The 12,501-nt window shown below is 65.5% G+C and carries 8 protein-coding genes, 1 tRNA gene and 1 pseudogene; 9 read left to right on the top strand and 1 reads right to left on the bottom strand.

Translation table 11 applies throughout. The features are described from left to right. Positions 1-26 precede the first annotated feature (26 nt). The gene (locus ACV22V_RS03465; protein ID WP_059524789.1) at positions 27-947 is read right to left on the bottom strand and encodes a YihY/virulence factor BrkB family protein; all 921 of its coding nucleotides are present in this window, start codon (positions 945-947) and stop codon (positions 27-29) included. Positions 948-1,088: 141 nt separating this feature from the next. Between ACV22V_RS03465 and fdnG the strand changes: the two genes are divergently transcribed. The 9 genes and pseudogenes from fdnG to ACV22V_RS03510 form a co-directional block, all read left to right on the top strand. After that, a complete protein-coding gene (gene fdnG / locus ACV22V_RS03470; RefSeq protein WP_156437126.1) occupies positions 1,089-4,160 on the top strand; it encodes a formate dehydrogenase-N subunit alpha in 3,072 nt (1,023 codons plus the stop codon). Positions 4,161-4,170: 10 nt separating this feature from the next. Next, entirely contained in the window at positions 4,171-5,085 is a 915-nt protein-coding gene (gene fdxH / locus ACV22V_RS03475) for a formate dehydrogenase subunit beta (protein WP_448012986.1), read from the top strand. Beyond that, complete coding sequence (locus tag ACV22V_RS03480; protein WP_448012987.1) at positions 5,082-5,708, top strand: formate dehydrogenase subunit gamma; 627 nt, start codon at positions 5,082-5,084, stop codon at positions 5,706-5,708. Before fdxH ends, ACV22V_RS03480 begins: the two co-directional genes overlap by 4 nt. Positions 5,709-5,817: 109 nt before the next feature. Then, positions 5,818-6,744, top strand: a complete 927-nt coding sequence (gene fdhE / locus ACV22V_RS03485) for a formate dehydrogenase accessory protein FdhE (protein WP_448012989.1) — start codon at positions 5,818-5,820, stop codon at positions 6,742-6,744. 66 nt (positions 6,745-6,810) lie between these two features. Further along, positions 6,811-8,250 (top strand): L-seryl-tRNA(Sec) selenium transferase, encoded by a 1,440-nt coding sequence (gene selA, locus ACV22V_RS03490; protein ID WP_448012990.1) that lies wholly within the window; start codon positions 6,811-6,813, stop codon positions 8,248-8,250. Next, positions 8,247-10,172, top strand: a complete 1,926-nt coding sequence (gene selB, locus ACV22V_RS03495; RefSeq protein WP_448012992.1) for a selenocysteine-specific translation elongation factor — start codon at positions 8,247-8,249, stop codon at positions 10,170-10,172. Before selA ends, selB begins: the two co-directional genes overlap by 4 nt. Before the next feature lie 30 nt (positions 10,173-10,202). After that, a tRNA-Sec gene (locus tag ACV22V_RS03500) sits at positions 10,203-10,298 on the top strand. A gap of 170 nt (positions 10,299-10,468) precedes the next feature. Then, on the top strand, positions 10,469-11,446 hold the full coding sequence (locus ACV22V_RS03505; RefSeq protein ID WP_448012994.1) for a tyrosine-type recombinase/integrase: 978 nt from the start codon (positions 10,469-10,471) through the stop codon (positions 11,444-11,446). Positions 11,447-11,490: 44 nt separating this feature from the next. Further along, positions 11,491-12,501: pseudogene (locus ACV22V_RS03510) on the top strand (IS3 family transposase); the annotation flags it as partial.

A 12,501-nucleotide genomic window follows, 5' to 3' on the forward strand; every position in this document is an offset into this window, starting at 1 on the left:
GACCGCGGGAAGCAATACGTGGGGAATCAGTCGCCGCTTGCGCGATCGGTCGGCGCGGCCGCGGCCGCAGTGTTGCCGGTGCGGCGATGCGCATCGCCGCGCGCGGCCGCGAATTCCGCGCCGAGCAGCAGCACCGCCGCCGAGAAGTACAGCCACATCAGCAGGACCGCGAACGATCCGGCCGCGCCGAACGCGCTGGCCGTGCCCGCGCGCGCGAGGTACAGCGCGAACAGCTTCTTGCCGCCCGAGAACAGGATCGCGGACACGATCCCGCCGATCGTCGCGTCGCGCCATGCGACGCGCGCGTCGGGCAGGAACTTCATCAGCGCGGCGAACGCGCCCGCGAGCACCGCGATGCCGACGAAGAACTGCAGCAGATTGGTGATCACGACGTACGGCGAATCGCCGAGCAGCCAGGTGCCGACGAACGTGATCGCGGTATCGAGCACCAGCGACACGATCAACAGGAACGCGACGCCGAGCACGAGCCCGAACGAAACCAGCCGCACGCGCACGAGCCCGAGCATGCTCGACCAGCGGCTTTCCGTGCTCGGCCAGATCACGCTCAGCGCGGTGTTCAGCGACGCGAACGTCGCCGACGCGCCGACCGCGAGCGCGGCGAACGAGATCAGCGTCGCGATTCCGCCGCGCTCGCCCGCGCGATGCGCGTTCTGCACGATCGTCTGGATGCTGGCCGCCGCGTCGTCGCCGATCAACTGATGCGCCTGCTCGAACACCTGGCCGCGTGCGGCGTCGTCGCCGTAGAACCAGCCGGCCACGGCGATCACCATCACGAGCGTCGGCGCGAGCGAGAACGCGGAGAAGAACGCGATGCTCGCGGCCATCGCCGAGCAGCGGTCGGACGAGAAGCGCTTGAACGCGTTGAGCGCCCAGTTGGCCTGTTGTTGCGCGAGACGGGTGGCTTCGGACGTGATCGGTCGTTTCATGACGGTTCGGTTGGGCGTTGTACGCGAGGACATCGGGGGATCAGACAAATCCGTATTGATCCGAGGATTCGATCATAGTTGCCTGAACTGTCTATAATTCCTTTCAGTTTCACCTCACCCCACAAAAACGCCGAGACCATCATGCTACAAATGTCCCGGCGCCAGTTCCTGAAGGTGACGGCCACGTCGCTTGCCGGATCGAGTCTTGCCCTGATGGGCTTTTCTCCGACGGAAGCGCTCGCCGAGGTCCGACAGTACAAGCTGGCGCGCACAGTCGAAACGCGCAACACCTGCCCTTATTGCTCGGTGGGTTGCGGCATCCTGATGTATAGCCTCGGTGACGGCGCGAAGAACGCACAGCCGAGCATCATCCATATCGAAGGCGATCCCGACCATCCCGTCAATCGCGGCACGCTGTGCCCGAAGGGCGCGAGCCTGATCGATTTCATCCACAGCCCGAACCGCCTGACGCATCCCGAATACCGCGCGCCCGGCTCGGACAAGTGGGAACCGATCTCGTGGAACGACGCGCTCGACCGGATCGCGAAGCTGATGAAAGCGGACCGCGACGCGAACTTCGTCGAGACGGCCGAAGACGGCGCGAAGGTCAACCGCTGGCTGACCACCGGCATGCTGGCCGCGTCGGCGGGCAGCAACGAAGTCGGCTACCTGACCCACAAGACTATCCGTAGTCTGGGGATGCTCGCATTCGACAATCAGGCGCGTGTCTGACATGGCCCGACGGTGGCAGGTCTTGCCCCGACGTTTGGCCGTGGAGCGATGACGAACCATTGGGTCGACATCAAGAACGCGGACGTGATTCTCGTGATGGGCGGCAATGCGGCCGAGGCCCATCCGTGCGGTTTCAAATGGGTAACGGAGGCGAAGGCGCACCGCAAGGCGCGGCTGATCGTCGTCGACCCGCGCTTCACGCGTACGGCCTCGGTGGCCGATTACTACGCGCCGATCCGCACCGGCACCGACATCGTCTTCCTGGGCGGTGTGATCAACTATCTGCTGACGAACGACAAGATCCAGCATGAGTACGTGAAGAACTACACGGACTTCTCGTTCATCGTGCGCGAGGATTTCGCGTTCAACGACGGCATCTATTCCGGCTACGATGCGGAGAAACACGCGTACCCGGACAAATCGAGCTGGGACTACGAACGCGGCGACGACGGCTTCGTGAAGGTCGACCCGACGCTGCAGCATCCGCGCTGCGTGTACAACCTGCTGAAGCAGCACTACGCGCGCTATACGCCGGACATGGTGCAGCAGACGTGCGGCACGCCGAAGGAGAAATTCCTGAAGGTGTGCGAAATGCTCGCGACGACGGCCGTTCCCGGCCGCGCCGGCACGGTGCTGTACGCGCTCGGCTGGACCCACCACTCGATCGGCGCGCAGATCATCCGCACCGGCGCGATGGTGCAGCTGCTGCTCGGCAACATCGGCATCGCCGGCGGCGGCATGAACGCGCTGCGCGGCCACTCGAACATCCAGGGGTTGACCGACCTCGGGCTGATGTCGAACCTGCTGCCGGGCTACATGACGCTGCCGATGCAGGCTGAGCAGGATTTCGACGGCTACATCAAGAAGCGCACGCAGCTGCCGCTGCGACCGAACCAGCTGAGCTACTGGAAGAACTACAAGGCCTTCCACGTCAGCTTCATGAAGTCGTGGTGGGGCGATGCGGCGACCGCCGAGAACAACTGGGCCTACGACTACCTGCCGAAGCTGGACAAGCAGTACGACCTGCTGCAGGCGATCGAGCTGATGAATGCCGGCAAGATGAACGGCTACATCTGCCAGGGCTTCAACCCCCTCGCGGCGGCGCCGTCGAAGGTGAAGACGGCGGCAGGCCTCGCGAAGCTGAAGTGGCTCGTGATCATGGATCCGCTCGCAACCGAGACGTCCGAGTTCTGGAAGCATCACGGCGACTACAACGACGTCGATGCGTCGAAGATCCAGACCGAGGTGTTCCGTCTGCCGACCACGTGCTTCGCGGAGGAAAACGGCTCGCTCGTCAGTTCGAGCCGCGTGCTGCAATGGCACTGGAAGGGCGCGGAGCCGCCGGGCCAGGCGCGCAGCGATCTCGAGATCATGTCGGGGCTGTTCCTGCGCATGCGCAAGATGTACCAGACGGATGGCGGCAAGTATCCGGACCCGATCGTGAACCTGACCTGGCCGTACGCGAACCCGGAAAGCCCGACGCCCGAAGAGCTCGCGATGGAGTTCAACGGCCGTGCGCTCGCCGACTTGCCCGACCCGAAGGATCCGGCCAAGACGCTCGTGAAGAAGGGCGAGCAGCTCGCCGCGTTCGCACAGCTGAAGGACGACGGCACGACCGCGAGCGGCTGCTGGATCTTCTGCGGTGCCTGGACGCAGGCCGGCAACCAGATGGGGCGGCGCGACAACTCGGACCCGACCGGCATCGGCCAGACGCTGAACTGGGCGTGGGCCTGGCCGGCCAACCGGCGGATCCTGTACAACCGCGCGTCGTGCGACGTGAGCGGCAAGCCGTTCGACCCGACCCGCAAGCTGATCGGCTGGAACGGCAGCGCGTGGAAGGGCGCCGACGTGCCGGACTTCAAGGCCGACGAATCGCCCGAGAACGGGATGGGTCCGTTCATCATGAACCCGGAAGGCGTCGCGCGCTTCTTCGCCCGCGCGGGGATGAACGAAGGTCCGTTCCCCGAGCACTACGAGCCGTTCGAGACGCCGCTCGCGGCGAACCCGCTGCACCCCGACAACCCGCAGGCGCTGAATAACCCGGCCGCCCGCGTGTTCCCGGACGACCGCGCGTCGTTCGGCAAGGTGTCGGAGTTCCCGCACGTCGCGACGACTTACCGGCTGACCGAGCATTTCCACTACTGGACCAAGCATGCGCGTCTGAACGCGATCATCCAGCCCGAGCAATTCGTCGAGATCGGCGAAGATCTCGCGAAGGAAGTCGGCGTCGCGCATGGCGATCGCGTGAAGGTGTCGTCCAAGCGCGGCTACATCGTCGCGGTCGCGCTCGTCACGAAGCGGATCAAGCCGCTGACGATCGAGGGCAAGAAGGTCCAGACGGTCGGCGTCCCGTTGCACTGGGGCTTCAAGGGTCTGACGAAGCCCGGCTATCTCGCCAATACCCTGACTCCGTCCGTAGGCGACGGCAACTCGTACACACCGGAATTCAAGTCGTTCCTGGTGAAGGTCGAAAAGGCGTAAGGGGGAAGAGATGGCATTGCAATCGCTGGATATCAAGCGCGTCTCGGCCACCACGACGCCACCGCCCACGGTGCGCGAACCGGTGACCGGGAGCGTCGCGAAGCTGATCGACGTATCGAAGTGCATCGGCTGCAAGGCATGCCAGACGGCATGCATGGAGTGGAACGACCTGCGCGACGAAGTCGGCACCAACGTCGGCGTGTACGACAACCCGTCCGACCTGTCCGAGCACTCGTGGACGGTGATGCGGTTCTCCGAATACGAGATCCCGGCAGGCGACCTCGAGTGGCTGATCCGCAAGGACGGCTGCATGCATTGCGAGGATCCGGGCTGCCTGAAGGCGTGCCCGTCGCCGGGCGCGATCGTGCAGTACAACAACGGGATCGTCGATTTCCACGAGGAGAACTGCATCGGTTGCGGCTATTGCGTGACCGGCTGCCCGTTCAACGTTCCGCGGATCTCGAAGAAGGATCATCGCGCATATAAGTGCACGCTCTGTTCCGACCGTGTCGCGGTCGGCCAGGAACCGGCCTGCGTGAAGACCTGCCCGACGGGCGCGATCGTGTTCGGCACCAAGGAGGACATGAAGCAGCACGCGGCCGAGCGGATCGAGGACCTGAAGGAGCGCGGCTTCGAGCATGCGGGGCTGTACGACCCGCAGGGCGTCGGCGGCACGCACGTGATGTACGTGCTGCACCACGCGGACAAGCCGTCGCTGTACCACGGGCTGCCCGACAATCCGTCGATCAGCCCGATGGTGAAGCTGTGGAAGGGCATCGCGAAGCCGCTCGCGGTCGCCGGGCTCGCGCTGACCGCGCTGGCCGGGTTCTTCCACTACACCCGGGTCGGTCCGAACGAGGTCAGCGAGGACGAGGAAGCCGCCGCCCGCGACGAGGCGCGACGCATCAAGGAGGACGCAAAATGAAGCACGACGACCCCAACCTGATCGTCCGCTACACGCCGAACGAGCGCACGAACCACTGGATCACCGCGATCACGTTCGTGCTGCTCGCGCTGTCCGGGCTCGCGCTGTTCCATCCGTCGATGTTCTGGCTCACCGCGCTGTTCGGCGGCGGCCAGTGGACGCGGATCCTGCATCCGTTCGTCGGTCTCGTGATGTTCGTGTCGTTCGCGATTCTCGTGGTGCGCTTCTGGAACCACAACGTGCTCGACGCGGATGACCGGCAATGGCTGAGGCAGATCGACGACGTGCTGACCAACCAGGAAGACAAGCTGCCGCCTGTCGGGCGCTATAACGCCGGACAGAAGCTGCTATTCTTCACGTTGGTGGCGTGCCTGCTGTTGCTCCTGCTGTCGGGGATCGTGATCTGGCGACGCTACTTCTCGTTCTACTTCCCGATCGGGATGATCCGCGCGGCGGCCGTCGTGCATGCCGTGGCGGCCTTCGTGCTGATCGCGAGCATCATCGTGCACATTTACGCGGCGTTGTGGGTGAAGGGCTCGATCGGGGCGATGGTGCGCGGCACCGTCACGCTGGGCTGGGCCCGCAAGCATCACCCGAAGTGGTTCCGTGAAAGCGTGAAATAACGCACGGGAGCGGGGCGGTACGCCGATTGCGGCGTGCCGCCCCGCCTGCCGCCGGGACTGCCTGAAGAGCGCCGATCCGTCGGCGCTTGTTTTTTTGGATGACATTTTCGTGACACAACGCATTCTCGAACCGACCGAGATCTCGACGCTCGATCATTCGGCCATTCCGCGCTTTCGCCTGCCGGAGCGCGACACCGTGTTTGCCGCGCGTGCCGCACGGCTGCGCAAGCTCGCCGACCTGAACCCGATCAGCGGCTACCTGCGGCTGATGGCGACCGTCGCCGATGCGCAGCACGCGACGCTGCAGGCGCTGAACCTGCCGATGCCGTCGCCCGAAGCGATCGCGCGTGCACAGCAGCATTCGATGCCGCTCGTGCCGGCGCTCGACGGCGAGCGCAACCCGCAGTGGCGGGCCGTGCTGTACGAACTGCTCGACCGCGTCGAAAGCGCCGGGCTCGTCAATCCGTCGCTCGCGAAGCTGCTCGACCGGCTGCGCCTGATGGCGCCCGCCGAACTCGACGCACAGGCCGACGCGATCCTCGCGCTGCGCTTCGCCGAAGTCGATCCGGCCACCGCGCCGTTCCTGATGGCCGCGTTGCAGGTCGTCTGGACCGATCTCGCGAGCCGCGTCGCACCGGCCGACGTCCCGTATCTCGACCAGCCGGGGCTGTGCCCCGTGTGCGGCTCGCATCCGGTCGCGAGCGTCGTGCGCGTCGGCGGCCAGTTCCAGGGCTACCGTTTCCTTCAGTGCGGGCTGTGCACGACCGAGTGGCACATGGTGCGCACGAAATGTTCGCACTGCGACTCGACCAAGGGCATCGCCTACCACGGGATCGAGGGCGGCAGCGAAGCCGTCAAGGCCGAGTCGTGCGACGAATGCAAGACCTATCGCAAGATCGGCTACCAGGACAAGGACTACGAGTTCGAGCCGCTGGCGGACGATCTCGCGAGCCTCACGCTCGATCTGCTGATGAACGAAGCCGGCTACCAGCGCAGTTCGCCGAACCCGCTGCTGTGGCCGGACATGTCGCGCTAAGCGGAGTGACGGCAGGGCAGCCGGTGTCGGCTGCCCTGCCGCGCATGGAAATGGAGCCACCATTACGTGACCGAACCGGGTTTGAATGAATTGAATGCCGTCCTCGCGCGCGTGCCGTCGGTAGAGCGCGTGCTGTCGTCGGCACCGCTGCAACCGCTGCTCGCCGACCATGGCCGCACCCGCGTGCTGAACGCGGTGCGTGCCGAACTCGAACGCTGGCGCACCGCCGCTCAGCAGGATCCGTCGGCGGCCGAGCCGCTCGACGAGCCGCGCATCGCCGCGGCCGTCGCCCGCACGCTGGCCGCACAGAACGCGGGCACCGTGCGCCCGGTGTTCAACCTGACGGGCACCGTGCTGCACACCAATCTCGGGCGCGCGTTGTTGCCCGATGACGCAGTGCGTGCGGTGGTCGACGCGCTCACCCAGCCCGTCAACCTCGAATTCGATCTCGCCACCGGCCGCCGCGGCGATCGCGACGACCTGATCGACGATCTGCTGTGCGAACTGACCGGCGCGGAAGCCGCGACCGTCGTCAACAACAATGCCGCGGCCGTGTTGCTGACGCTGTCCGCGCTTGCACCGAAACGCGAAGTGATCGTGTCGCGCGGCGAGCTGGTCGAGATCGGCGGTGCATTTCGCATTCCCGACATCATGAGCCGCGCGGGCGCGAAGCTGCGCGAGGTTGGCACGACCAACCGCACCCATCTGCGCGACTACGCGGATGCGATCGGCCCGCGCACGGCGATCCTGATGAAGGTGCACTGCAGCAACTATGCGATCAGCGGCTTCACGAAGGAAGTGACGCTGGCCGAACTCGCGCCGCTCGCGCGCGAGCACGGGCTGCCGGTCGCCGTCGATCTCGGCAGCGGCACGCTCGCCGACCTGACGCAATGGGGCCTGCCGCACGAAACGACCGTGCAGGAAACCGTCGCCGCCGGCGCGAACGTGGTCACGTTCAGCGGCGACAAGCTGCTCGGCGGGCCGCAGGCCGGCCTGATCGTCGGCGATCGCGCGCTCGTCGCGAAGATCAAGAAACATCCGCTCAAGCGCGTGCTGCGCGTCGGCAAGCTGACGCTCGCCGCGCTCGAACCCGTGCTGCGGCTCTACCGCGCGCCGGAATTCCTGCGCGAGCGGCTCACCACGTTGCGCTTGCTGACGCGGCCGCAGCGCGATATCGCCGAGGCCGCCGAGCGCGTGCGCCCGGCGTTGCAGGCCGCGCTCGGCAGCGGTTTCGACGTGACGGTCGAGCCGATGTTCAGCCAGATCGGCAGCGGTGCGCTGCCGATCGATCAGTTGCCGAGCGCCGGGCTCGTCGTGCGCACGCCGGACGGCAAGCGTGGCGGCCGCGCGCTCGCGCAACTCGAGAAGAAACTGCGCGAATGGCCGCGTCCCGTGATCGGCCGCATCGCCGACAACGCGCTGCGGCTCGACCTGCGTTGCCTCGAAGCGGCGGACGAAGCGGCATTCGTCGCGCAATGCGTGCAGGTCGCGGGGCCGGCTGCATGATCGTCGGTACCGCGGGGCACATCGACCACGGCAAGACCACGCTGGTGCGCGCGCTGACGGGCGTCGATACCGACCGCTTGAAGGAAGAGAAGGCGCGCGGCATTTCGATCGAACTCGGCTATGCATATACGCCGCTCGAGAACGGCGACGTGCTCGGCCTGATCGACGTGCCGGGCCACGAGAAGCTGATTCATACGATGGCGGCCGGCGCGTGCGGAATCGACTTCGCGCTGCTCGTGATCGCCGCCGACGACGGCGTGATGCCGCAGACCCGCGAGCATCTCGCGATCCTGCAACTGCTTGGCGTCACGCATGGCGCGGTCGCGCTGACGAAGTGCGATCGCGTCGACACCGCACGCCTGTCGGCGGTGCGCGACGAGATCGCCGCGTGGCTGCACGGCACGACGCTCGATGGCGCGCCGATCTTCGAAACCTGCGCGACGCGCGAGGACGATCCGGGCGTCGCCGCATTGAAGCGCCATCTCGCCGATGCGGCACTCGCGTGGCGCGCTCGTCGCGACGACGGCCTGTTCCGGCTCGCGGTCGATCGCGTGTTCACGCTCGCCGGGCAGGGCACCGTCGTGACGGGTACCGCGTTCGCGGGCCGCGTGGCGACCGGCGACACGCTCGCGGTCGTGCGCACTGGCGCCGCCGCGCGCGTGCGCAGCATCCATGCGCAGAACCGGCCGGTCGGCGCGGGCCGTGCTGGCGAGCGCTGCGCGCTGAACCTGGCCGGCGTCGACAAGGCGGACGTCGAGCGTGGCGATACCGTCGCGGACGCGCGGCTCGTCGCGACGTCGCCGCGTCTCGACGTCGACCTGACGCTGCTGGCCGATGCGGGGCTCACGCTGACGCACTGGGCGCCGCTGCACGTGCATCTCGGCACGCTGCATCGCGTCGCGCACGTCGCGCTGCTCGACGGCGATACGCTCGCGGCCGGCCAAAAGATGCGCGTGCAACTGGTGTTCGACGAACCCGTGTTCGCGCTGCCGGGCGATCGCTTCATCGTCCGCAATCCGCAGGCGACGCGCACCGTCGGCGGCGGCCGCGTGCTCGACCCGTTCGGTCCCGCGCGCAAGCGCCGCACGCCCGCGCGTCGCGCATGGCTCGACGCACTCGCGGCATGGCTCGACGAAGGGCGGCTCGATGCGCTGCTTGCGCAGGCGCCGCTCGGTATCGCACGCACGATGCTGACGCACCTGACGGGCTTCGCGCCCGACGCGCTCGCGTTGCCGGACGACGCCCTGGCGATCGGCCAGCGCGAGCGTGCGTCGAACGACGGCACGGTGATCGCGCGCGCGCACTGGCATGCGCTGCAGGCGAGGGCGATCGACACGCTGCGCGCGTATCACGAGCGCGTGCCGGACGAGCAGGGACTCGATGCGGCGCGCCTGCGACGGATGGCGGCGCCGCTCGTCGGCGATGTGCTGTGGCGCGCGTTGGTCGATGCGCTGGTGGACGGCGGGGAGGTCGCGCGAAGCGGGCCGTGGCTGCATCTGCCGTCGCATGCGGTGAGTTTCGATGCGCGCGAGGAAGCGCTGGCGCAGCAACTGCTGCCGCTGATTCATGCGGGGCGCTTCGATCCGCCGTGGGTCCGCGATCTGGCGCGCGACACGGGGGCGGCCGAGGATGCCGTGCGCACGCTGCTGCGCAAGCTCGCGCGGCGCGGCGACGTGCATCAGGTCGTGCGCGACCTGTTCTATCACACGGATGTCGTGCGCGAACTGGCCGGGCTGGTTGCCAATCTCGCGCCGACGCGCGGCGGCGGGCTCGATGCGGCGACGTTTCGCGACGCGACCGGGCTCGGCCGCAAGCGGGCGATCCAGATTCTCGAATTCTTCGATCGGGTTGGGTATACTCGCTTCCACCGCGATCTTCACTTCCTGCGGCCTGACAGCGGTTGGACGGGTGTACAGGCGTAGGCGCTCGTCGTTCTTTTGGTTTTTTCCCACGGAAGGCATTCGTATCCGGTGGTACGGCCGGACTTCAAATCCGGTTGGGGGTGTCAGACACTCCCGGGTCAGTTCGACTCTGGCTGCCTTCCGCCATGCCGGGCTTCCGCGGCGTTCCTTGAACTTCCTCTGAAAGTCCGCAAGCCCATGATTTTGCGGAGTTTTGTGGGTAAGGATGCGCTTGCGACGTCCAGCCGCGTCCTCCACAATTTCCTCACGAAACATGGGTAGCAACATGGGTTTTGTGGGTAGGAAAGGAGGGCGGCATGGCGGGACGACAGTTGCATCGGCTTAGCGCGCTGCGGGTCGCGAAGGCGGTGGATCCAGGACATTATGCCGACGGCGGTGGCCTCTTCATGCAGATCGCCGGCAGTGGCGCACGCTCATGGGTGTTTCGCTTCACGCTTGACAGGCGAGTGCGCGAAATGGGCCTCGGACCGCTTTCGCGAGTCTCGCTTGGTGAAGCGCGAAAGCTGGCCACTAGGTACCGCGAGATGGTCCGGGATCAGGTCGATCCCATCCTGGCACGGCACGAAGAGCAGCGTCGTCGATTGCTCGACATCTCCGTCGATGCCAACGTGACGTTCCGTGAGGCAGCTGAAGCGTTCATTCGAGCGCACGAATCGGAGTGGCGAAACCGGAAGCACAGTCAGCAATGGGACAATACGCTGAAGACCTACGCCTATCCCATCATCGGCGACGTGCGTGTGCGCGACATCGACACAGCGATGATTGTCCGCATTCTGCAGCCGATTTGGACCAAAAAGGCAGAGACGGCGCGCCGTGTGCGGGGGCGCATTAAGGCGATCCTGGACGCGGAGACCGTGATGGGCCACCGCGCCGGTGGCAACCCTGCTCGTTACGTAGACCATCTCCAACTGGTGTTACCACGGTCAAAGAAACGCTCGCAGGTAAAGCATCATCCGGCGTTGCCTTGGGAAGACCTTCCGACGTTTATCCGGGAGCTGGAGCATCGTCCCCGACGCGCGGCACGGGTGCTGCACCTGCTTATCCTCACGGCGACTCGCACGAACGAGGCGCGGTTTGCGCGGGTTGAGGAGTTTGATCTCGACAATCGTGTCTGGAGTATCCCGGGAGATCGCACGAAGAGCGGTCGGCCGCTGCGCGTGCCACTTTGCAAGCGGGCCGTCGAGATCGTACGCAGTGCGCTACCGAAGGCGAAGTATGGATATCTGTTTCCCGGTTGTGACCCTGACCCAAGAAATAGTCCGGTGCAAAAGTAGAGAAATTCGGCATGATGTGTCCACGCGGACACGAAGGCCATGCCATGAAGACGAGCAAGTTTACGGAAGAGCAGATCGCATTTGCACTGAAGCAAGCCGAGCTGGGTACGAAGGTCGAAGAGATCTGCCGCAAGCTCGGAATAAGCGAGGCGACTTTCTACAACTGGAAGAAGAAATTCGGAGGGCTGGGGCCTTCTGAGTTGCGCCGCTTGCGCCAGCTCGAAGAGGAAAACACGAAGTTGAAGCGGCTCGTGGTGGACCTGAGCCTGGACAAGGCCATGCTGCAGGACGTACTCGCAAAAAAGCTCTGAAGCCTGCCCGTCGGCGCATGTTGATCGATGAATTGCGTGATCGCTATCGAACCAGCCTGACGAAGACTTGCGCGTTGTTTGGCATGTCTCGTTCGCTGTATCGGTATCAGTCAGTGGCGCGCGATTCGTCGGCGCTGCTCATGCGTATCAAGGAAATCACCGCCACGCGCGTGCACTACGGGTATCGACGCGTTCACGTGGTCCTGCGACGGGAAGGCTGGCGAGATAATTGCAAGCGCGTCTACAGACTGTATCGTGCGGAGGGACTCTCACTGCGGCATAAGCGGCCACGACGTAACAAATCGGCTCGGCTGCGACAGCCCAAGCATATCGTGACCGCGATCAACGAAATCTGGAGCATGGATTTCGTTGCGGATGCACTGTTCGATGGACGACGCCTTCGGACTCTGACCGTTGTCGACAACTACACACGGGAATGTCTAGCCATCGAGGTCGGACAAAGTCTGAAGGGAGAGCATGTGGTCGAAGCGCTGACGCGTATCACCGCTATGCGCGGACACCCTGCCACAATCAAGGTCGACAATGGCAGCGAATTCATCTCGAAGGCAATGGACCGGTGGGCGTATGAACATGGCGTTGAACTGGATTTCAGCCGGCCGGGCACGCCCACTGACAACGCCAAGGTCGAAAGCTTCAACGGGCGCTTCTGTCAGGAATGTCTGAACGCGCATTGGTTCTTGTCATTGGCTGACGCGCAGAGCAAAATCGACGACTGGCGCACGT

This window comes from Burkholderia sp. AW33-5 (assembly GCF_053427615.1).

What these genes read in the sequence shown, in the direction of transcription:
- ACV22V_RS03505 (WP_448012994.1), top strand. Translation starts at nt 10,469, where the DNA reads ATGGCGGGACGACAGTTGCATCGGCTTAGCGCGCTGCGGGTCGCGAAG.
- fdxH (WP_448012986.1), top strand. Translation starts at nt 4,171, where the DNA reads ATGGCATTGCAATCGCTGGATATCAAGCGCGTCTCGGCCACCACGACG.
- ACV22V_RS03480 (WP_448012987.1), top strand. Translation starts at nt 5,082, where the DNA reads ATGAAGCACGACGACCCCAACCTGATCGTCCGCTACACGCCGAACGAG.
- ACV22V_RS03465 (WP_059524789.1), bottom strand. Translation starts at nt 947, where the DNA reads ATGAAACGACCGATCACGTCCGAAGCCACCCGTCTCGCGCAACAACAG.
- selB (WP_448012992.1), top strand. Translation starts at nt 8,247, where the DNA reads ATGATCGTCGGTACCGCGGGGCACATCGACCACGGCAAGACCACGCTG.